Annotated in this window: 15 protein-coding genes and 4 pseudogenes; 8 read left to right on the top strand and 11 right to left on the bottom strand. The window is 69.5% G+C overall.

Annotation, left to right across the window (positions count from 1 at the left end; genetic code table 11):
- Positions 1-2: 2 nt before the first annotated feature.
- A complete protein-coding gene (locus L6444_RS06170) occupies positions 3-356 on the bottom strand; it encodes a DUF732 domain-containing protein (RefSeq protein WP_236981348.1) in 354 nt (117 codons plus the stop codon).
- A gap of 251 nt (positions 357-607) precedes the next feature.
- Here L6444_RS06170 and pstS point away from each other — a divergent pair.
- The 3 genes and pseudogenes from pstS to L6444_RS06185 all read left to right on the top strand — a co-directional run bounded on the left by pstS (position 608) and on the right by L6444_RS06185 (position 4070).
- Positions 608-1751: pseudogene (gene pstS, locus L6444_RS06175) on the top strand (phosphate ABC transporter substrate-binding protein PstS).
- Between the two features lie 113 nt (positions 1752-1864).
- Positions 1865-3118, top strand: a complete 1254-nt coding sequence (locus L6444_RS06180; RefSeq protein ID WP_236981349.1) for a PPE family protein — start codon at positions 1865-1867, stop codon at positions 3116-3118.
- 34 nt (positions 3119-3152) lie between these two features.
- Positions 3153-4070 (top strand): CE1 family esterase, encoded by a 918-nt coding sequence (locus L6444_RS06185; protein WP_236981350.1) that lies wholly within the window; start codon positions 3153-3155, stop codon positions 4068-4070.
- 6 nt (positions 4071-4076) lie between these two features.
- On the opposite strand, the gene nei2 is transcribed toward L6444_RS06185, so the two are convergent.
- Genes nei2 through L6444_RS06200 form a run of 3 tightly spaced genes read right to left on the bottom strand, consistent with a single transcriptional unit; the run spans position 4077 to position 10144 of the window.
- On the bottom strand, positions 4077-4847 hold the full coding sequence (gene nei2 / locus L6444_RS06190) for an endonuclease VIII Nei2 (RefSeq protein ID WP_236981351.1): 771 nt from the start codon (positions 4845-4847) through the stop codon (positions 4077-4079).
- 6 nt (positions 4848-4853) lie between these two features.
- On the bottom strand, positions 4854-9422 hold the full coding sequence (locus L6444_RS06195) for an ATP-dependent helicase (RefSeq protein WP_236981352.1): 4569 nt from the start codon (positions 9420-9422) through the stop codon (positions 4854-4856).
- 44 nt (positions 9423-9466) lie between these two features.
- On the bottom strand, positions 9467-10144 hold the full coding sequence (locus tag L6444_RS06200; protein WP_236981353.1) for a TetR/AcrR family transcriptional regulator: 678 nt from the start codon (positions 10142-10144) through the stop codon (positions 9467-9469).
- 232 nt (positions 10145-10376) lie between these two features.
- Between L6444_RS06200 and L6444_RS06205 the strand changes: the two genes are divergently transcribed.
- The 3 genes from L6444_RS06205 to L6444_RS06215 all read left to right on the top strand — a co-directional run bounded on the left by L6444_RS06205 (position 10377) and on the right by L6444_RS06215 (position 12440).
- Positions 10377-10760, top strand: coding sequence for a hypothetical protein (locus tag L6444_RS06205; RefSeq protein WP_236981354.1), 384 nt, complete (start codon positions 10377-10379; stop codon positions 10758-10760).
- A gap of 446 nt (positions 10761-11206) precedes the next feature.
- The gene (locus L6444_RS06210; protein ID WP_236981355.1) at positions 11207-11644 is read left to right on the top strand and encodes an anti-sigma factor; all 438 of its coding nucleotides are present in this window, start codon (positions 11207-11209) and stop codon (positions 11642-11644) included.
- Between the two features lie 7 nt (positions 11645-11651).
- Complete coding sequence (locus L6444_RS06215; RefSeq protein WP_236981356.1) at positions 11652-12440, top strand: RNA polymerase sigma factor SigF; 789 nt, start codon at positions 11652-11654, stop codon at positions 12438-12440.
- Here L6444_RS06215 and L6444_RS06220 read toward each other — a convergent pair.
- The 7 genes and pseudogenes from L6444_RS06220 to L6444_RS06250 form a co-directional block, all read right to left on the bottom strand.
- A complete protein-coding gene (locus L6444_RS06220) occupies positions 12411-12806 on the bottom strand; it encodes an STAS domain-containing protein (protein ID WP_236981357.1) in 396 nt (131 codons plus the stop codon). The two genes, L6444_RS06215 and L6444_RS06220, sit on opposite strands and share 30 nt — an antisense overlap.
- 151 nt (positions 12807-12957) lie before the next feature.
- Positions 12958-14751, bottom strand: a complete 1794-nt coding sequence (locus L6444_RS06225) for an acetyl-CoA carboxylase biotin carboxylase subunit (protein ID WP_236981358.1) — start codon at positions 14749-14751, stop codon at positions 12958-12960.
- Between the two features lie 106 nt (positions 14752-14857).
- Positions 14858-15277, bottom strand: coding sequence for a SufE family protein (locus tag L6444_RS06230; protein WP_236981359.1), 420 nt, complete (start codon positions 15275-15277; stop codon positions 14858-14860).
- Positions 15277-16166: pseudogene (locus L6444_RS06235) on the bottom strand (sulfurtransferase). The gene L6444_RS06230 and the pseudogene L6444_RS06235 overlap by 1 nt, the downstream one beginning before the upstream one ends.
- A 107-nt stretch (positions 16167-16273) precedes the next feature.
- Entirely contained in the window at positions 16274-16915 is a 642-nt protein-coding gene (locus L6444_RS06240; RefSeq protein WP_236981360.1) for a Maf family protein, read from the bottom strand.
- Positions 16912-17196: pseudogene (locus L6444_RS06245) on the bottom strand (acyl-CoA carboxylase subunit epsilon); the annotation flags it as partial. The pseudogene L6444_RS06245 and the gene L6444_RS06240, both read right to left, overlap by 4 nt.
- Positions 17172-18823 (bottom strand): annotated as a pseudogene (locus L6444_RS06250) (acyl-CoA carboxylase subunit beta). The pseudogenes L6444_RS06250 and L6444_RS06245, both read right to left, overlap by 25 nt.
- A gap of 119 nt (positions 18824-18942) precedes the next feature.
- Here L6444_RS06250 and L6444_RS06255 point away from each other — a divergent pair.
- Both L6444_RS06255 and L6444_RS06260 read left to right on the top strand, forming a co-directional pair.
- Complete coding sequence (locus L6444_RS06255; protein WP_236981361.1) at positions 18943-20556, top strand: FAD-binding protein; 1614 nt, start codon at positions 18943-18945, stop codon at positions 20554-20556.
- A 9-nt stretch (positions 20557-20565) separates the two neighbouring features.
- Positions 20566-21399: a biotin--[acetyl-CoA-carboxylase] ligase gene (locus tag L6444_RS06260; RefSeq protein WP_236981362.1), complete on the top strand. Its 834-nt coding sequence runs from the start codon at positions 20566-20568 to the stop codon at positions 21397-21399.
- Positions 21400-21419 lie beyond the last annotated feature (20 nt).

The following is a 21419-nucleotide window of genomic DNA, read 5'->3' on the forward strand; positions in this document are numbered from 1 at the left end:
TGTCAAGGCGACGCGTGATGCCGCGGACAATATGCGCTGATGCTCAGTCCGACGAAGTAGCCGGCGTGATATCCGTCCAAATTGCTGCTTCCAGCTACCTCGTTGGCGACGTCGGCCTTGGCTCTGCCGTTGTCGAGTTCGTCGCAGACCTGGTGTGCGGCCAAGATCGCGGCTTGCGGGGTCGCGAAGTTAATCCCGTGCGACTGCAACGCATTCAGGAACTGCCCGTCGATGCCGTCGGCGTGCGCGGTCGGGGCCGCGGCCACCGCCATCGGGACGACCAACGCGGCCACCAGCGCGGTGCCTGGCAACCACGTGCGCCGCGCGCTGCGCGTGCGCATCCGATTGATGGTCATCGCTTCAGCCTCCTCGCGGCACGGTTACGACGTAACGAAATGCTTACATCGCGATCATTGCACGTAACGCTCGGATGAGCGAACGGGTTCGATCGCAGCCCCACCGTCGCGCAACACAATTGCGTGACGTGTCGGCCCCGTGAACCGCCGGCTAATTGCGGCTGAATTTGTGAATGCGGATGTGCTCAGCGGGTTCGCGGGGCAGCTGCTCAATCGCGGAACTTGTTAGCATGCCGAAGGACGGCCGGGAAATGGACGTTCGTGGTGTGGGTCGAGGAAATGAATTGGATCACTTTCGATTTGGTGCCGCGCTGACCGTTGCGGTCGTCCTGACCGCGACGGCATGTGACGGCACTCACGACGCCGCGAAGTCGGGCACCGCCACCACCGCGACATCGGCCCACGCGGGCTGCGGCGGCAAGCCGTCGCTGAGGGCGAGTGGCTCCACCGCCCAGGAGAACGCGATAACCCGGTTCATCCGGGCCTACGAACACGACTGCCCCGGCCAGACGCTGAACTACACCGCCAACGGCTCCGGCGCCGGAATCAGCGAATTCCTGGGCGGGCAAACCGATTTCGCCGGTTCGGACTCGCCATTGAGCAAGGACGAGTACGGCGCGGCGCAGCAGCAGCGCTGCGGCTCGCCGGTGTGGAACCTGCCGACGGTGTTCGGCCCCATCGCCATCGCCTACCATGTCGACGGCCTGGCGGCGCTGAACCTTTGACGCACCGGCGGCGGCCAAGATCTTCACCGGCGCCATCAACACCTGGAACGACCCGGCGATCGGCGCACTGAACCCGGGTGTGGCGCTACCCGCCACGCCGATCCGGGTGGTGTTCCGCAGCGACGACTCCGGCACCTCGGACAACTTCCAGCGCTACCTGGACACCGCCGCCGGTGATGCCTGGGGCAAGGGCGCCGGCAAGCAGTTCCGCGGTGGCGTGGGGGAAGGCGCCCGCGGCAGCGACGGGGTCGCCGCGGCCGTGCAGGGTGCCGAGGGCTCGATCACCTACGTGGAATGGTCGTTCGCCCAGGCCCAGCACCTGAGCACCGCCAAAGTCGTGACCTCGGCGGGGCCGGAGCCGGTGGGGATCACCCCCGACGCGGTGGGCAGGACGATTTCGGCTGCCTGGTTCATCAGGGACGGCAACGACCTGGCGCTGGACACCATCTCCTTCTACCGGCCGAATCAGCCGGCCTCGTATCCGGTCGTGTTGGCGACCTACGAAATCGTCTGTTCGAAATACCCCGATGCGCAGGTCGGGGCGGCGGTCAAGGCGTTTCTGCGCAGCGCCCTCGGCGCCGGGCAGGAGGGCCTGGCCGAACACGGTTACATCCCGGTTCCCGACGAATTCAAAACCAGGCTGTCCGCTGCGTTGAACGCGATCACTTGAGCAGGTCATTGCGTCGAACCGGCGACCTTTGACGCGCAATGTTCTAGGCTTTTTTCCGGGGTGTTTAACCGAATGTTCCAAGAGTTTTCCCACGGTGGTCATTGTGAGGTGCTATGGAGTTCATTACGTTGCCGCCGGAGGTCAGTTCGGCGCTGATCCACTCGGGACCCGGCGCCGCCTCGCTGACCGAAGCGGCGTACGCCTGGCAGCAGCTCGGCGTCGAACTGGACGAGACCGCCAGCGCTTACACTCCGGCGCTGGCCGCGCTGACCGGAGTCTGGAACGGGCCGGCTGCGGCCACCATGGTCGACGCGGCTGCACCGTATCTGACCTGGATACGTACCACCGCGCAGCAGTGCCGCCAGCTCGGCTTGGCGGCACAGACCGTCGTCTCGGAGTTCAACTCCACACTGTCGTCGGTGGTGCACCCGTCGGTGGTCGCCGCCAATCGGCAGCAACTGGCACAGCTGCTGGCCACCAACGGGCTCGGTAAGAACTTGACCGCCATCGCCGAGACCGAAGCGCAGTACGAGCGGATGTGGGTCAACAACGCGGCCGCGATGTACCGGTACCAGGCGTCGACGGCGCAGGCCCTGTTGGTCGACACGTTCACCACCCCGCCGATGATCACCGACGCGCAAGGGGAGAGCGCGCAGGCCGCGGCCGTACAGACGGCGTCGGCCACCTCAGCAGGCACCGCCGTCCAGTCCATCCAATCCGCGGTGCAGTCCGCCCAATCCGCGGTGGCCGGCGCGGCCGCCGCGCTGCCCGCCGACGCGGTGGCTCCGCCGGTGTCTCCGATCGATGCGCTGGCGCAGGCGTTCGGCGTGGTCTTCGACCCCAATCAAGGCTGGTTCGGGCTGGCCAACACCTACGCCAACCAGTTCGTCTCGTCGGGATTCCCGATCAACCTGCTGTCCTACCTGGCGCAGAACACCTCGGCCCAGGCGCTGCAATCGGTGGCCCCCGACATCGCCCAGGGGCTGTCGGAAGGCGAATCGGCGCTGGGTGACGCGGCCGCCGGGCTCACCAATGCGGCCGGTGCCCTCGGTGCCATGGAACCGGCCGCGGCGATGGGCGTCGCGGTGCCGATGGGCACCCTGTCCGCCCCGCCCGCGGCCACCGCCGTGCTGACCAGTGCGCACCTGCCGGTGCAGCTCGCCTCGGCGGCGTCACCGCTCTCGGCGGCTTCACCGCTCCCGGCGGCCGACGCCGGCGGCGGATTCCCGATGCTGCCGCCGCTGATGCCGCCACCGGTCAGCGCCGGCAGCGGGTGGAAGAAGCGCAAAGAGCCCAAGTACGAGGACCTCGCGATGGGTCTGGAGCTGAAGGGGACGTTCATGACTCGCCCGCCGTCGGCGGGCTGAGGACCGGGTCAGCGCTATCGGTATTTTTAACGGCATGCCCTGGGCGCGCCTGCTCTCGCTGGCGGTACTCCTGATCAGCCTGACCGCGTGCAGCGAACGGCAGGTTCAGGCTGCCCGTGCCCGGGACCAGGCGGGGATGATGCAGTACGGCGGGCTGAACCGGACTTATCTGGTGCATGTGCCGCCCGGGCCCCCCGTCGGCCTGGTGCTGAACCTGCACGGCGGCGGCGGCACCGGTGCCGGGCAGCGGGGTCTGACCGACTTCGACTCCGTCGCCGACGTGAACGGCCTGCTGGTGGTCTACCCGGACGGCTACGACAAGAGCTGGGCCGACGGGCGGGGGGCCGCCCCGGCCGACCGGCGCCGGCTCGACGACGTCGGCTTCCTGGTCGCGCTGGTCAACAAGCTGCGCAACGACTTCAATGTCCCCGAAGGCCACGTCTTCGCCACCGGCATGTCCAACGGCGGCTTCATGTCCAACCGGCTGGCCTGCGACCACGCCGAGGTGTTCGCCGCGATCGCGCCGATCGCCGGCACCCTGGGCGTGGGGGTGTCGTGCAATCCGTCGCGGCCGGTGTCGGTGCTGGACGCGCACGGCACCTCCGATGCGGTGGTGCCCTACAACGGCGGCGACGTCCGGGGGCGGGGCGGGGTGAGCCACGCCATCTCGGCCAACAGCCTGATGGACCGGTGGCGGACCATCAATCAGTGCCCGGGCAGCCCTACCGTGTGGGAACTGCCCAACGTCGGCGACGGAACCATCGTGCGCCGGTTCGATTCCCAGGACTGCGCCGACAACACCGAGGTGGTCCACTACCAGATCGAGAAGGGTGGGCACACCTGGCCGGGCGGCAAGCAGTATCTGCCGAGATCGGTGATCGGGGCCACCACCCGCGCGTTCGACGGCTCACAGGTGGTCGCCCAGTTCTTCATGACCCACGGCCGCGACTGACACCGCTCAGCGCTGACAGTTCGGACACCAGTACCGCACCCGTTCGGCGCTGCCCGGCGGTGGGTCCTGGGCGCAGATGGGCGTGCCGCAGCGTCGGCAGCCCTGCCCGGCCCGCCCGTACACCCACATCAGCCGACCACCCCGGGTGTCGCCGGTGGTGCAGCGATTCCAGCGAAAGCGGTTGGCCCATAACATGTCCCGGGCCCGCGATACCAGCCGCAGCGGATCGGCGACGGCGCTGACCGGTGCGGTCGGCAGCCGCCCGCTGACGAAACACAGTTCGTTGGCGAAGACGTTGCCGATCCCGGCCATGACCCGCTGGTCCAACAGCGCCTCGGCGAGGGGACGGTCCGGGTCGGCGACCAGGTTGGCCGCGGCCAGCTGCGGATCCCAGTCCTCGCCGAGCAGGTCGGGCCCGAGATGGGCGACGGCGGCGTCCTCGCTGTCACGCTCCAGGATCTCCAGCACACCCAGATCGACTCCGACGGCCCGAACGTCGTCCGTTTCCAGGATGATTCGTGCTCGGTGGTCTATCCGCGGCTTCGGCCGGCTGCCGACCCGCCAGCTGCCGTCCATCTTCAGGTGTGAGTGGATGCTGGCCCACCCGGCCCTGATGAAGAGGTGCTTGCCGCGACTGAGCACTTCGTCCACCACAGCTCCGGTGAGGTCGATGGTGGCGAACCGCGGTACCCGGATGTCGCAGCGCGTCAGCGTCCGACCCACCAGTTGGCGGCGCAGCGTGTCCGCGGTGTGAAAGACCGTGTCACCTTCGGGCATGGTCGCCTACCGCAGCCGCAGACCGCGTGGCGTGCGGGCGAAGCCCGCTTCGACCAAGGCCGACGCCGCGACCGTCCCGGGTCCGTCGGGCGCCAGCACGGACACCCCGTCGACCCGTTCGACCAGCAGCGACGCCACCCGGCGGGTCGCGACCAGATCCGCCAGGGCCCCCGCGGCCGCCTGCGCCGCGCCGGCATCCGCGCCGAACGTGAGCAGCGACCGCCCGCCCCTTTCCAGGAACCAGCACAACTCGCCGTCGACCAACACCACCAGCGCCCCGGCCTTGCGGCCCGGTCGGGCGCCCTCGCCGGCGGCGCCCGGCCAGGGCAGCGCCGCGCCGAACGGGTTGGCCGGATCGGTCGCGGCCAGCACCACCGCGTGATACTCGGGCCGCTGCGGGTCGACCCCGTCGAGATAGCCGCGCAACCGGTCAACCGTCGAAGCGACCGCGAACTGGGCGCCGCCCAATGACTCGACGAAGTAGCCGCGCTGGCAGCGGCCGGCATCCTCGAACCCGCTGAGCACCTTGTACAGCGTGGCGAAACCGCCCGTCACCCCTTCGGCGGCCACCGCGCCCTTGGTCAGCACGCCGTGGCGGTTCAACAGCAACTCGGCCTGAAAGTGTGCGCGCAGGGTCGAGTCCGGCTCGGGAGGCGACAGCGCCGACCAGCGGCCGGCCACGGTGGGATCGGCGCTGCGGGCCTGCGCGTGCGCGACGCTGTAGCGGCTCAGCCGCGGTGGCCGCTGGCTACGGTGCGCGGGTGCCGATCGCTTGCGGGGACTGCCGCCCAGCAGGGCCCGCACCGGCGCGAAGGTGTCGCCGGTGACCCGGCCGGCCCAGATGAGCTCCCACAGCGCGGCCTTGAGGTCGGCCTCGGGCTGCCCGCCTTGCGCGAGCTGGCGGAAGAAGTACGCGCCGCCGCCGGCCAGGGTGTCCAGGATCGCGTGATGCGCCTCGGTCAATTCGATGTCGGCCGGCGCGGTGAGGGTCATGGCGGCCGAGTCGGCCATGTGCAGCGCGATCCAGCCGTCGGTGCCCGAGATCGACCCGGCGCCCGACCACGTGACCTCGCCACTGGCCAGCAACTCGTCGAGCAGCGCGGGCGCGTAGTCACGCACCCGCGGGGACAGCACCAGCGGCTCCAGCGCCGACGCCGGTATGCGCACCCCGGCCAGCTGCTCGACGACGGTGGCCAGTCCGTCCAGACCGGCATGCCTCGACGACTTGTCGCCCACGTGATGCCAGGCCGGCAGGAACCGGCCGTAGGCGGCGGTGCTGACCGGTTCGACCTGCGCACGCAGCGCGGCCAGCGAGCGCCGTCGCAGAATGCGCAGTACGTCGGCGTCGCACCACTGCTCGGCGCCGGGGCCACCATTGCTCTCCACGAACTCCCCGCGCACCAGCCGTCCGTCGCTGGCCAGCCGGCCCAGGACATCGGCGGTCACCCGCAGCCCGAGCCCGAACCGGGCCGCGGCCTGGGCCGTGTCGAACGGTGTGTGGGTGCGCGCGTAGCGCCCCAGCAGCTCGCCCAGCGGGTCGGTCACCGACTCGGTGAAAGCCGCGGGCAGCCCCACCGGGACCGCGGCGCCCACCCCGTCGCGCAACCGGCCGATGTCCTCGACCGCCACCCACCAGCTGCGCCCGGCGAACGACACCGTCAGCGCCCGCCGGGCGGCGCGCAGGCCTTCCAGCCAGCCGCCCACCTCGTCGGCGGCGGCCCGGGCCGCCACTTCTTCCTCGGTCAGCGGACCGAGCAGCCGCAGCAGGTCCGCGACGCCCTCGGCGTCGCGGGCGGCGCGGTCCTGCGACAGATGCTGCAACTGGCGACCGGTGCCGGCGATGACCTCCGGGTCGAGCAGCTCGCGCAGTTCGACCCGGCCCAACAGCTGGGCCAGTAGCGTGCTGTCCAGCGAAAGGGCCGCGGCGCGCCGCTCAGCCAGCGGCACATCGCCCTCGTACATGAATGCGCCCACGTACCCGAACAGCAACGACGCCGCGAACGGCGACGGTTTGGCGGTTTCGACCTCGAGCACCCGAACCTCGCGCGCGGCGATGCGCGCCATCAGGCCGGTCAGCGTGGGCACGTCGTAGACGTCCTGCAGGCATTCCCGGACCGTCTCCAGCACGATCGGGAAATCGGGGTACTTGCGCGCCACTTCCAGCAGTTGCGCGGCCCGCTGCCGTTGCTGCCACAGCGGGGACCGCTTGCCGGGATGGCGGCGCGGCAGCAGTAGGGCGCGCGCCGCCGCCTCCCGAAACCGGGAGGCGAACAGCGCCGACTCGCCGACCTCGGCGGTGACGATCGGGTCTATCTCGTCGGCGTCGAACACGAACAGCTCGGCGCCGGGCGGGGTGTCCTCGCCGGTGGACATCCCGGAGAAGCCGGTGTCGGGCAGGCGCACCACGATGCCGTCGTCGGAGGGGGTCGGTTTCTCGTCCAGGCCGTAACGTTCACGCAGCCGCCGGCCGACCGCCAGCGCGAGCGGACCGTGCACCTGCAGCCCGTAGGGCGAGTGCAGCACCACCCGCCAATCGCCGAGCTCGTCGCGGAAGCGCTCGATCAGCAGCGTGGTGTCGGTGGGCACCACCGTGGTGGCCGCGCACTGCTCGTCCAGTAGCCGCCATAGGTTGTCGATCGCATAGTCGTTGAAACCCCATGTTGCACAACGCTTTCCGAACGCATCCCGGGTCATCCCGGCCAGCTCCCCGGTCAGCGCGCCCAGCGCGGCGCCCAGCTCGGCGGGCCGGCCGACATCGTCGCCGCGCCAGAACGGCAACCGGGCCGGCTGGCCCGGCGCCGGGACCACCAGCACCCGGTCGTGGGTGATCTCCACGATGCGCCAGCTGGTTGCGCCCAGCGCGATCACGTCGCCGGGGCGCGACTCGTAGACCATCTCCTCGTCCAGCTCGCCCACCCGCGACGGCTTCTCGGAGTCGGTTGCCAGATAAACGGTGAACAGCCCACGGTCGGGGATGGCGCCGCCGGAGGTGACGGCCAGCCGCTGGGCGCCGGGCCGTGCGGTGAGCGTGCCGTGATCGCGGTCGTAGACCAGCCGCGGCCGCAGCTCGGCGAATTCGGTAGACGGGTACTTGCCGGACAGCAGATCCAGGGTGGCCTCGAACACGCCGCGGGGCAGCGTCGCGAATGGGGCGCTGCGCCGCACGGTGTCGAACCAGCGGTCGGCGTCGAGAGGCTCCAGGGCCGCTGCCGCGACCGTGTGCTGGGCCAGGATGTCCAGCGGATTGGCGGGCACCCGCATGGTCTCGATCTGGCCGGTGAGCATCCGCTGCACGCTGACCGCGCAGCCCAGCAGATCGGTGCGGTGCTTGGGGAACAGCACGCCGCGGGAGGTCTCACCGACCTGGTGGCCGGCCCGCCCGATGCGCTGCAATCCGCTGGCCACCGACGGCGGTGCTTCGACCTGGATGACCAGATCCACCGCGCCCATGTCGATGCCGAGCTCCAGACTGGAGGTGGCCACCACCGCCTTGAGCTGTCCGCTCTTGAGGTCCTCTTCGACGATGGCGCGTTGCTCCTCGCTGACCGAGCCGTGGTGGGCGCGGGCCAGCAGGGTGGGCGCGCCGAAACTCTGTCCGCTGCCCATCACGTGCGCCGGCGCGCCGCCGGGCACCTGGGTGTTGGTACCCCCGGGAACGTCGACGCCGCAGCGTTCGGCATGGATCTCGTTGAGTCGCGCGGTCAGCCGCTCCGCCAGCCGCCGCGAGTTGGCGAACACGATCGTCGAGTTGTGCGACTCGATCAGGTCGACCAGCCGCGCCTCGACATCGGGCCAGATGGAGTTGTCGGCCAGATTGGCCATATCGGGCACCGGCACCTGCACGGACAGCTCGACCGTCTTGGCCGAGGGCGGGGCCACGATGGTGGTTCTGGCCTGACCGGACAGGAACCGGGCCAGCTCCTCGGGCGGCCGCACGGTTGCCGACAAGCCGATGCGCTGGGCGGCCCGATCGGACAACTCGTCGAGGCGTTCCAGCGACAGCGCCAGGTGGGCGCCGCGTTTGGTGGCGGCGATGGCGTGGATCTCATCGACGATGACCGTCTGCACCCCGGCCAAAGTGTCCCGCGCGGCCGACGTCAGCATCAGAAAGAGCGACTCGGGAGTGGTGATCAGCACGTCGGGCGGCCGGCTGATCAGCTGACGGCGCGCCGCGGGCGGGGTGTCGCCGGAGCGGACGCCCACGCTGATCTCGGGGGCGGGCAGGCCGCGCGCCTGCGCTAAGCGGGTCAGGCCCGCCAGCGGGGTGCGCAGGTTGCGTTCCACGTCCACCGCCAGCGCCTTGAGCGGAGAGACGTAGAGCACCCGGGTGCCCGGCGCCCGCTCGGGGGCACGCGCCAGACTGTCCAGCGCCCACAGGAATGCAGCCAGCGTCTTGCCCGAGCCGGTCGGCGCGACGACCAGGGTGTTGTCGCCGTCGGCGATGGCCGTCCACGCTGCGGCCTGCGCTTCGGTGGGCGCGGCGAAAGTAGTGGTGAACCAGTCGCGGGTGACCGCGCTGAACCTGGCCAGCGCGGCAGGCGACGAAGCTTCGGATTCGGCCGGCGCGGTGCTCACCCAACCATCGTGCCTGCGGGCACCGACAACTCGTCCGGCTCGCCTCAGGCCTGCGGCTTGAACCGCGCGGTTGCCATCGCCTCGGCCAGCTTCTCGGGGATCGCCGGGACCCGGACGATCGCGTCAAGCAGCGTGTGCGCGCAGGCGTCGGCCAGCCGGTCGGCCTCCAGAGTCTGGTCCATGATCCGCTGCCGGCAGATCTCGAACGTGAACGCCAGCCAGCCGTGGATGATGACGCGCAGGTCGCGCTCGACCTCCGGTTCCAGCACTTGGGTACCGGGCATGTCGCTGACGATCTCGCCGATCCGGGTCATGACGTGTTCCATCTGCCGGTTCTTGGCCTCGTCATCGATTCCCAGCAGGACCGGGTCGGACCGGCCCAAACCGACGTAAGCCGCCCACGCCGCCTCGGGGTTCTGTTCGTGGTAGGCCATGTAGGCCAGCACACCGGTGCGGATCTCCTCGAACATCGTCATGCCCGGTGCCGGGCTGATGTTGGTGGCCGCGTACAGCCGATCCGCCTCGTCCTTGACCACCGCGGCGAAGAACGCCCGCTTGTCCGGGAAGTAGTGGTACATCAGGGCACGCGAAACCCCGGCGCGTTCCGCGATCTCGTCGATCCGCACCTCGTCGTAGGGTCGCTTGCCGAATACTTCCGCCCCCAGAGCGAGCAGTTCAGCGCGTCGATCCTCGGGGGATAACCGCCTTCTGGCTGTCGCCATAAGTTCAGATAGTACTCACGCGAGGTATGCGCTCCGCTAGAGCCGATCCTTTTGCGACCGCTTCGCGGCAGGGGGCCGGATACCCGGTTTGCGGCCCGTGCGCCCAGCCCCGAGCGGCGGCGGTTTGCCGAAAGTTGGCGCTGGGTATTGAAGGAAAACGGCGTCCAGCGGGCGCGAGCGCGATCCGCCGTGCGGGCGTCCAGCACGAGAAAAGCCAGATAGAGGTGCTCCGATGCATACGGCAGACGAGAAATTGCGCGGTGACCGCCTGGGTCAGGACGACAACGAGGTGCACGCCGCCATAAAGTTTGCGGCGCTGGCCACGGCGGCCGGGGTGAGCTTCGTGGTCATTGCTGCGCTGTGGGTTTCCACCTGCGGCGGGGGCAGCGTCGACACCGTCGCCTGCGGCCCGCCGGAACGGACGATGCTGGCGTTCGGAGGTCCGCTGATCCTGATGCTCGCCGGAGTGTGGGCGTTCTTCCGCACCTACCGCGTCTGGCGCGCGCAGGGCGTCTGGTGGGGCTGGCACGGCGCCGGCTGGTTCCTGCTGACGCTGATGCTGGTGACGCTGGCCATGAGCGTTGCGCCGATCGCCGGCCCGGTGATGGCGCTGTAACTGGTCCGCCGGTCCGCCGAGTCGCTGAGCGCTGGTACACCGAACACCCGCCGTGAGCCGCCGCCTGCCGGCCGAGCCGGGGCGAAGGCCCGGTCGGGCGGGGTTGTTTTTATAGTTTTGCCAGCGCCTGCGACGGGGTATCAGGAGAGGACCATGATGAGTACCGGCAAAAATGCGTTGGCGTGGTTACCCCATCATGGGGAGCGAGATCACGACGAACACGACAACCGACACCACCCTGGCCAGCTGCGAGACGTGCCTCCCGGATCGACACCGAAACGCGAAACGAGAGTCGGATACGTCCACCCCGCCGACGACTGGTTGAATACCCGGTGGCGATCATGACCAACCGGCTCGACCCGTTGGTCCACGGCGGGCCGCAACCCGGCGCCTCAGCCGGAGACCAGACCCAGGGTAGTGTCAGTCGAATATTGCCGGGAGGCCAAATGAGCGATGCGGATCTACGCGCTGACGGGCGTCAACGCGGTTACCGCGCCGTCGAATTGACCGTGGCTGCGCGCCTGGAGAACCTGGCGATGCTACGAACCCTGGTCGGCGCCATCGGCACCTTCGAGGACCTGGATTTCGACGCCGTCGCCGACCTGCGGCTGGCGGTCGACGAAGTGTGCACCCGGTTGATCCGCTCGGCGACCGCCGGCGCCTCGCTGACGCTGGTGGTGGATCCGCGAGACGAGGAACTGGTGGTCGAGGCGTCCGCGGCGTGCGACACCCACGACGTGGTGGCGCCGGGCAGCTTCAGTTGGCATGTACTGACCTCGCTGGCCGACGACGTCCAGACGTTCCACGACGGCCGCAAGCCGGATGCAACGGGCAGTGTCTTCGGCATCTCGTTGACCGCGCGGCGGGCGGCCCCCGGTAAGTGACGGCCAGTTGACAGAGCAACCTGCCGGCGGTTCCACTTCGCGACCTAACGAATACGCCGATGTTCCGGACATGTTCCGCGAGCTCGCCAGCTTCGCTGCCGGCTCGGCGGAGTTTCAGCGGCGGCAGGACAAGATCGTGGAGCGCTGTCTGCCGCTGGCCGACCACATCGCACGGCGCTTCGAGGGCCGCGGCGAACCACGCGACGACCTGATCCAGGTCGCCCGGGTGGGGTTGGTCAACGCCGTGGTGCGCTTCGACGTCGAAACCGGTTCGGACTTCGTCTCTTTCGCGGTACCCACCATCATGGGTGAGGTCCGGCGGCACTTCCGCGACAACAGCTGGTCGGTCAAGGTGCCGCGCCGGCTCAAGGAACTGCACCTGCGGCTGGGCACCGCTACCGCCGAGTTGTCGCAACGGCTCGGTCGGGCGCCCACCGCAACCGAGCTCGCCGCCGAACTGGGCATGGACCGCGCCGAAGTGGTGGAGGGTCTGGTCGCCGGCAGCTCCTACAACACCCTGTCGATCGACAGCGGCGGCGGCAACGAGGACGACGACGCCCGCGCGATCGCGGACACCTTGGGCGACGTCGACTCCGGTCTGGACCGCATCGAGAACCGCGAGGCCCTGCGGCCGCTGCTGGAGGCGTTGCCGGAGCGCGAACGAATGGTGTTGGTACTGCGGTTCTTCGAGTCCATGACGCAGACTCAGATCGCCGAGCGGGTCGGCATCTCACAGATGCACGTGTCGCGTCTGCTGGCGAAATCCCTAGCGCGGCTGCGGGACCAGCTGGAGTAGTCGCGCCGGTTCGGGTCCCCGCGGCGCGGTCCACTCTTTGATGGGCAGCGTGCCGTCCGGATCGCAGATCCGCAGTAGCCGCGAAACCGCCCGGCTGGGCACCATCGCCCACGTGGTGTCGTTTGCCGAGCACTCCACGTTGATCCGGTGCAACGCCGAAAACGCTGCTGTGCCAAGGAAATCCAGGTCGGTGAGGTCGACCACCAGCCACCGGCAGTGCCGGGCGCAGCGCGCGACGTACTGGGCGAACTGATCGGAGTTGGCGGCATCGAGTTCACCGCGAGCGGTGACGACGCCGCTGGACGCCTCCCATCGCGCGGTGAATTCGGCGTTGGGGCATTTCAGCCACATCTGGGTTACGGACATGGTGGCTCCGTCCAGTCGACGATGATGTGCGGCGCAGGATCCCCGCGAATCGTGCTGCACCAGCAAGTCGTTCCGAACGGCTGTGAACTCAACCAGTCCCGACCCTACCCGCGACGGGCAGGGCCGACAACGCAATGGCGAACCGCGTCGCCTACTTGATCTCGGCGAGCACTGTGCCCTGGGTGATGGCCGCGCCCGGTTCGACCGCCAGACCGGTGATCACCCCGTCCTTGTGCGCGGTGACCGGATTCTCCATCTTCATCGCCTCCAGCACCACCACCAGGTCACCGACGGAAACCTCCTGGCCTTCCTCGACGGCAACCTTGACCACGGTGCCCTGCATGGGTGCGGTCACGGCGTCACCGGAGGCCGCGGCGCCGCCGTGGCCGCCGCGCTTACGGGGCTTGGGCTTGCGTCGCACTACGCCGACGGCGTCCGGGGCGCCGCTGGCCAGCGCCAGGTCACCCGGTAGCGACACCTCGACCCGGCGGCCGTCGACCTCGACGACCACCTTCTGCCGCGGCCGGGACTCCTCCTCGTCGAGCGGCTCACCACCGGTGAACGGCTCGATGGTGTTGTCCCACTCGGTCTCAATCCAGCGGGTGTGCACGCTGAAGCCGTTCTCGTCGCCGATGAACGCCGGGTCGGACACCACCGCCCGGTGGAACGGAATCACGGTGGCCAGACCCTCGACGTGGAACTCGTCCAGGGCACGCCGGGAGCGAGCCAGCGCCTCTTCGCGGCTGGCGCCGTAGACGATCAGCTTGGCCAGCATGGAGTCGAACTGTCCGCCGATCACCGAACCCGCGTGCACGCCGGAGTCCAGCCGGACACCGGGTCCGCTCGGGGTGTCATACCGGGTCACCGGGCCGGGGGCGGGCAGGAAGCCACGGCCGGCGTCCTCGCCGTTGATCCGGAACTCGATGGCGTGCCCGCGGGGCGTCGGATCCTCGGTGATGTCCAGCTTCTCGCCGTTGGCGATCTTGAACTGCTGGCGCACCAGGTCGATGCCGGCGGTCTCCTCGGTGACCGGGTGCTCCACCTGCAGGCGGGTGTTGACCTCCAGGAACGAGATCAGGCCGTCCTGGCCGACCAGGTATTCGACGGTGCCGGCGCCGTAGTAGTGCGCCTCCTTGCAGATGCGCTTGGCCGACTCGTGGATCTCCTTGCGCTGCGCGTCGGTGAGGAAAGGTGCCGGCGCTTCCTCTACCAGCTTCTGGAAGCGCCGCTGCAGCGAGCAGTCCCGGGTGCCGGCGACGACGACGTTGCCGTGCTGGTCGGCGATCACCTGCGCCTCGACGTGGCGGGGCTTGTCCAGGTAGCGCTCGACGAAGCACTCGCCGCGGCCGAACGCGGCGACCGCCTCACGGGTGGCCGACTCGAACAGCTCGGGGATCTCCTCGATGCTGCGTGCCACCTTCATGCCGCGACCGCCGCCGCCGAAGGCGGCCTTGATCGCGATCGGCACGCCGTACTCCTTGGCGAAGGCCACCACCTCGTCGGCGTCCTTGACCGGATCGGGGGTGCCGGGCACCAGCGGGGCCTGCGCGCGGGCGGCGATGTGACGCGCGGTGACCTTGTCGCCGAGGTCGCGGATCGACTGCGGGCTGGGCCCGATCCAGATCAGGCCGGCGTCGATCACGGCCTGGGCGAAGTCGGCGTTCTCGGACAGGAAGCCGTACCCGGGGTGGATCGCGTTGGCGCCCGACTTCGCCGCGGCGTCCAGGAGCTTGCCGAAGTCCAGGTAGGACTCGGCCGAGGTCTGCCCGCCGAGGGCGAACGCCTCGTCAGCCAGGCTGACGTGCGGGGCGTCGGCGTCGGGTTCGGCGTACACCGCCACGCTGGCCAGACCCTCGTCCTTGGCGGCCCGGATCACCCGGACTGCGATCTCGCCGCGGTTTGCGACCAGAACCTTGGCGATTCGCGAGCTGGCGTGACTGGGCACTGCGCCTCCTGTTTTAGCGTTTTCTTCGTCTCTAAGAGAATTTCTTACAAGTCCTGTGCTGGGAAGTTTATGCGGCGCGCCGAAGGCGGTGAAACCCGGTCTACCGTCAGGCGGATTCGCGCAGTCGCCGCTTGATCCTGGCCAGCATCGCCGACATGCCGCGCAGCCGCAGCGGGCTGATCAGTTCGGCCAGACCGAGGTCGGTGTAGAAGTCCTCCGGCACCGCCAGGATGTCGGCCGCGGGCTGTTCGTCCAGACCGGTCGCCAGGATCGAGGCGAACCCGCGGGTGGTCGGCGCCTCGGCCGGGGCGCTGAAATACAACCGCACCCGGTCGGCGTCACTGGCGTCGACGTGCAGGAACAGCGGCGACTGACACTCGGGAACCGGTTCCATCGCCGACTCGACCAGATCGGCGGGCAGCGGCGGCAGTTCGTTCGCGAACTCCAGCAGTAGCTGCAGCTTCTCCTGGCCCTGGACTTCGGCGAAGTCGGACACCACTTCGGCCAGCGCCGGGGGCATGCTCATCAGCTGGGCGCTGTCCCGGGGTCTGCACCGGCCACGATCGGCACCCGCACGGTGTTGCCCCACTCGGTCCAGGAACCGTCGTAGTTGCGCACCCCCGGCTTGCCCAGCAGGTGGGTCAGCACGAACCAGGTGTGGCTGGACCGTTCGCCGATGCGGCAGTACACGATGGTCTTGTCCTCGGGTTGTACGAACCCGTACAGCTCCTCGAGTTCGGCACGGCTGCGGAACCGGCCGCTCTCGTCGGCCGCCTTGCCCCACGGGATGGACCGCGCGGTGGGGATGTGGCCGGCGCGCAGCGCCCCCTCTTCGGGGTAGTCGGGCATGTGGGTGCGCTTGCCGGTGTACTCGTCGGGGGAGCGCACGTCGATCAGCGGCTGGCTGCCCAGGGCGGCGAGTACGTCGTCCTTGAAAGCGCGGATGGGCGCGTCGTTGCGCTGCACGACGGGATAGCCGGCCGAGGTCTTGCTGGGCACCTCCAAGGTGGTGTCGCGGCGTTCGGACAGCCACAGGTCGCGTCCGCCGTTGAGGAGCCGCACATCGGGATGGCCGAACAGGGTGAACACCCACAGCGCGTAGGCCGCCCACCAGTTGCTCTTGTCGCCGTAGATCACCACGGTGTCGTCGCGGGCGATGCCCTTGCTGTCCATCAGGGCGGCGAACTGCTCGCCGTTGATGTAGTCGCGTACCCGCGGGTCGTTGAGGTCGGTGTGCCAGTCGATCTTGACGGCACCGGGGATATGACCGACGTCGTAGAGCAGCACGTCCTCGTCGGACTCGACGATCGCCAGGCCGGGCGAGCCGATGTGGGCGGACAGCCAGTCGGCGGTGACGAGCCGTTCGGGGTGGGCGTAAGCCTGCAGGGTGGGGCTGGGATCTGGGGAAGTGGCACGCCGTCGAGCCTACTCAGAGCGGCGCCGGGGTTTTCAGCGACTTATGGCCCAGGCCTGGCTAGTTCGGTGCCGGTGGTGGTTGCGGTTGGGGTTGGAACGGCTGGTGTCAGCGAGGCTGCCCCGCCCACAGGTCGGCGACCGTCACTTCGCAACGGGCCAGCAGGGTGCGCAGCAGCGGCAGGCTCAGTCCGATCACGGTCGACGGGTCGCCGTCCACGCCGTCGACGAACCAGCCGCCGAGGCCGTCCAGAGTGAATCCCCCTGCTACGCCCAAAGATTCGCCGCTGGCCAGGTACGCTTCCAGGTCGGCTTCTGCAGGGGATCCGAAATGCACTGTGGTGGTTGATGTTTCGGCTTCGGCCTGCACGACTGCGCCGTTGCGCAGCCGGACCAGGCAATGCCCGGTGTGCAATTCGCCGGATCGCCCGGCCATCGTCTGCCACTGCCGGCGGGCGTCGTCGATCGACTCCGGCTTGCCGCACAGCCGGCCGTCCAGGTAAAGCATCGAATCACAGCCGACGACAACGCAATTCGCGGTGACGGCGGGATCGTCGAGCACGGCGCACACCTGCTCGGCCTTGGCACGGGCCAGTTCGCGCACCACCTCGTCGGGGGCAACCGCCGGACCGAGCCCGGCGAGCAACGCGTCCTCGTCGACCCCGGAGACCACCACCACCGGTTCGACACCGGCCTGGCGCAGCACTTTGAGCCGGCCCGAGGAGGCCGACCCGAGCACCAGCCGCGTCATCGACGCATGTGCTTCATTTCCTGCAGGGTGATGCGCTGCCAGCTGAAGACCGGGTACCGCAACTTGTCCACCGGCAGGCCCCAGCGGGTGGGTTCGGGCTGCGGTGGCGGAGCGCCGCCGCCGATGCTGCCCAGCACCGCCACGAGCGCCGCCAGCTCCTGATCCGTCGGGTGCCCCTTGGTGATCTGGATGTGCGGTTCGTGCGGGTGCGGCTCGTCGGTCACGGCGCTCACCTCGCTCACAGCGCTCACCTCGCTCACAGCGGAATGTTCCCGTGCTTCTTCGGCGGCAACTGCGCGATCTTGCGTTCCAGCAGCCGCAGCGCCGTCCCGATGTACCCGCGAGTGTGCGACGGCGGGATCACCGCGTCGACGTAGCCGCGCTCGGCCGCGATGTATGGATTCACCAGCGTGTCCTCGTACTCCTGCTGCAACTGCAGGCGCAGCGCGTCGACATCCTCGCCGGCCTGGGCGGCCTCCTTGAGCTTGCCGCGGTAGACGAAACCGACCGCGCCGGAGGCGCCCCATCACCGCGATCTGCGCCGTCGGCCAGGCCAGGTTGACGTCGCAGCCCATGTCCTTGGAGCCCATCACGCAGTAGGCGCCGCCGTAGGCCTTGCGGGTGATGACGGTGATCTTGGGGACGGTCGCTTCGCCGTAGGCGTAGAGCAGCTTGGCGCCGCGCCGGATGATGCCGTTGTACTCCTGGCCGGTGCCGGGCAGGAAGCCGGGGCACGTCGACCAGCATCACGATGGGGATGTTGAAGCAGTCGCAGGTCCGCACGAAGCGGGCGGCCTTCTCCGAGGCGTTGATGTCCAGGCAGCCGGCGAACTGGGTGGGCTGATTGGCCACGATGCCCACCGGGCGGCCGTCCACCCGGCCGAACCCGACGATGATGTTCTGCGCGTAGCCGGCCTGGACCTCGAGGAACTCGTCGTCGTCGAGGATGCGGACGATCACCTCGTGCATGTCGTAGGGCTGGTTCGGCGAATCCGGGATCAGCGTGTCCAGCTCCAGGTCCTCGTCGGTGAGGTTCTCCTCGATGGGCCCGACGGGCAGCGGCGCCGGCTCGCGCGGCGCGTCGGTGGCGTTGTTGGGCGGCAGGTAGCTCAGCAGGTCGCGCACGTAGTCGAAGGCGTCCTGCTCGCCGGAGGCGACGTAATGCAGGGTGCCCGACTTGGCCATGTGGGTGTGGGCGCCGCCGAGTTCCTCCATGGTGACGTCTTCGCCGGTGACGGTCTTGATGACGTCGGGGCCGGTGATGAACATCTGGCTGGTCTGGTCGACCATGATGACGAAGTCGGTTAGAGCGGGGGAGTAGACGTGCCCGCCCGCGGCGGCGCCCATGATCAGCGAGATCTGCGGGATCACGCCGGAGGCCAGGATGTTGTTGCGGAAGATCCGGCTGTACAGGCCGAGCGAGACCACCCCCTCCTGGATGCGCGCGCCGGCGCCGTCGTTGATGCCGATCAGCGGGCGGCCGGTCTTGATGGCCAGCTCCTGGACCTTGACGATCTTCTCGCCGTAGACCTCGCCCAGGCTGCCGCCGAACACGGTGGCGTCCTGGCTGAAGATGCACACGTCGCGGCCGTCGATAGTGCCGTAGCCGGTGACCACACCGTCACCCACCGGGCGGATGGCGTCCAGACCGAAATTCTTGCTGCGGTGCTTGGCCAGCGCGTCGAGCTCGACGAACGAGTCCTCGTCCAGCAACGCGGTAATGCGTTCGCGTGCGGTGAGTTTGCCCTTGGCGTGCACCTTGTCGACGGCGGCTTCACCGACCGGGTGCAGCGACTCTTCGCGGCGCTTGTGCAGTTCGGCCAGCTTGCCGGCAGTGGTGTGGATGTCGATGACGTGCTCGGCCGCGGGCTCAGCCGTATGGGAAGAGTGGTCGGTAACGCTTGTCATGGGAGTTGATGTTATCGGCAGGGCCGGCCGATCCGTTGTAGGCCCTTAGTAACTCCTTAATCGGCGCTCTGATACCCGGTCAGCGGGACGCGGCCCGGCGCGCCGGACGGGCGTCGTCAATGCTGGTCGATGCGGGGCATACCGGCAGAGCAGGAGGAGCAGCGGTGGTCGACTGGGCGCAGGAGTGCGACGTACTGGTAGCGGGTTCCGGCGGCGGAGGCGTGACCGGCGCCTACACCGCCGCCCGCGAGGGCCTCGAGGTGCTGCTGATCGAGTCCACCGACAAGTTCGGCGGCACCACCGCCTACTCCGGCGGCGGCGGGGTGTGGTTCCCGTGCAACCCGGTGCTGCAGCGGGCCGGCGGCTGGGACGGTGTCGAGGACACCATCGACGACGCGCTGACCTACTACCACGCGGTGGTCGGCGACCGCACCCCGTTCGAACTGCAGGAGACGTTCGTGCGCGGCGGCGCGCCGCTGATCGAATACCTGGAACAGGACCCCGACATCAAGTTCGTGCCGCTGCCGTGGCCCGACTACTACGGCAAGGCGCCCAAGGCGCGGCTGGACGGCCGGCGCCACATCGCGGCCAAGCCGCTGAAAGTGGCCGCCGCGCCGGAACTGCGCGACGCCATCCGCGGGCCGCTGGACACCGAACGACTCGGCGCCCCGACCCCCGCCGACTACTACGTCGGGGGCCGCGCGCTGATCGCCCGGTTCCTCAAAGCCATCGGCCAGTACCCCAACGCGTCGCTGCGGCGCGACACCGCGCTGGTCGAGCTCGTCGTCGTCGACGGCTCGGTGCAAGGTGCCGTCGTCGAGCACCACGGCGAACGCACCGCCATCCGCACCCGGCGCGGCGTCCTGCTGGCCGCCGGCGGGTTCGAGAACAACGACGAACTGCGCCGCCGCTACGGGGTGCCCGGCGTCGCCCGCGACACCATGGGCGGCCCGGGCAGTCTGGGCCAGGCATTGCAGGCCGGCATCGCCGCCGGCGCCGACACCGACCTGCTCGACCAGGCCTGGTGGTCGCCCGGCATGACGCACCCCGACGGGCGCTGCGCGTTCGCGCTCTGGTTCACCGGCGGGATCTTCGTCAACCAGGACGGCAACCGGTTCGTCAACGAGTCCCGGGCCTACGACCGGGCCGGCCGCGAGATCATCGCCCGGCTGCAGGACGGCTCGGTCACGCTGCCGTACTGGATGATCTACGACGACCGGGAAGGCGAGGTGCCCCCGGTCAAGGCCGCCAACGTGCCCATCGTCGAGACGCAGAAGTACGTCGACGCCGGGCTGTGGCACACCGCCGACACGCTGCCGGAGCTGGCCGCCGAGATCGGGGTGCCCGCCGATGCGCTGGTAGCCACCGTTGCGCGCTTCAACGAATTCGCCGCCACCGGCGTCGACGAGGACTTCGGCCGCGGTGACGAAGCGTTCGACCGCGCCTTCTCCGGCGGCGCGTCCCCGCTGGTTCCCATCGACAAACCGCCGTATCACGCTGCCGCATTCGGCATCTCGGATCTTGGCACCAAGGGCGGGTTGCGCACCGATGCCGCCGCGCGGGTGCTCGACACGGCCGGTCGGCCCATCCCCGGCCTCTATGCCGCCGGCAACACCATGGCCGCGCCCAGCGGCCTGGCCTACCCGGGCGGCGGCAACCCGATCGGCACCAGCATGCTGTTCAGCCACCTGGCGGTGCGGGACATGCTCAGCCGGGAGCCCGGCGCCTCTTAAGCTGAGCCGATGACAGACCGCGACCAGCCCACGCCGCTCGACGAAGCCGCGCTGCGCGTCGAGGTGCTCGGCGAGCCGTCCTACTGGCGCCGACTCGACGTCGTCGCGCAAACCGGATCCACCAACGCCGACCTGTTGGCTCGCGCCGGCGCGGGCGAGGACATCGACGGCCACGTGCTGATCGCCGAGCACCAGACGGCCGGGCGGGGGCGCCACGGTCGCACCTGGTCGACCCCCGGCGGCGCGCAGCTCACCCTGTCGGTCGGGGTGCGGGTGGACGACGTCGCGACCGCCGGCTGGGGCTGGCTGTCGCTGGCCACCGGCCTGGCGGTGGTCGACGCGGTGGCCGGCGAAACACCCGTCGAACCGTGCCTGAAATGGCCCAACGACGTACTCGCCGGGGCCTCGAACTCGATGCGGAAGCTGGCCGGGATCCTGGCCGAGGTGTCCCAGCCGTTCGCGGTGATCGGCATCGGGCTCAACGTCACCGAGGCGCCCGGGGATCTCGACGGGCCGGGGGCCACGTCGCTGCGGGACGAGGGCGTCGACGCACCCGACCGGAACCTGCTGGTGCGCCGGCTGCTGCGGGAACTGGGCGAGCGGATCAAGGCCTGGCGCGGCGCGACGGACGGGTGGGCCGCGCTGGCCAACGACTACCGGGCCCGCAGCCTGACCCTGGGTTCGCGGGTGCGGGCCGAACTACCGGGCGGCCGCGAAGTCGTCGGCGTCGCCCGTGACGTCGACGCCCAGGGCCGGTTGTGCCTTCAGACCTGGGACAACGACGCCGACAAGTCGGGCCAGACCGTCGTGGTGTCCGCCGGCGATGTCGTGCATTTGCGTTGAAGCCAGAGATAGGGTCGCGG

Origin of the sequence: Mycobacterium kiyosense (assembly GCA_021654635.1) — a bacterium.
In the GTDB taxonomy this organism is placed as follows: domain Bacteria; phylum Actinomycetota; class Actinomycetes; order Mycobacteriales; family Mycobacteriaceae; genus Mycobacterium; species Mycobacterium kiyosense.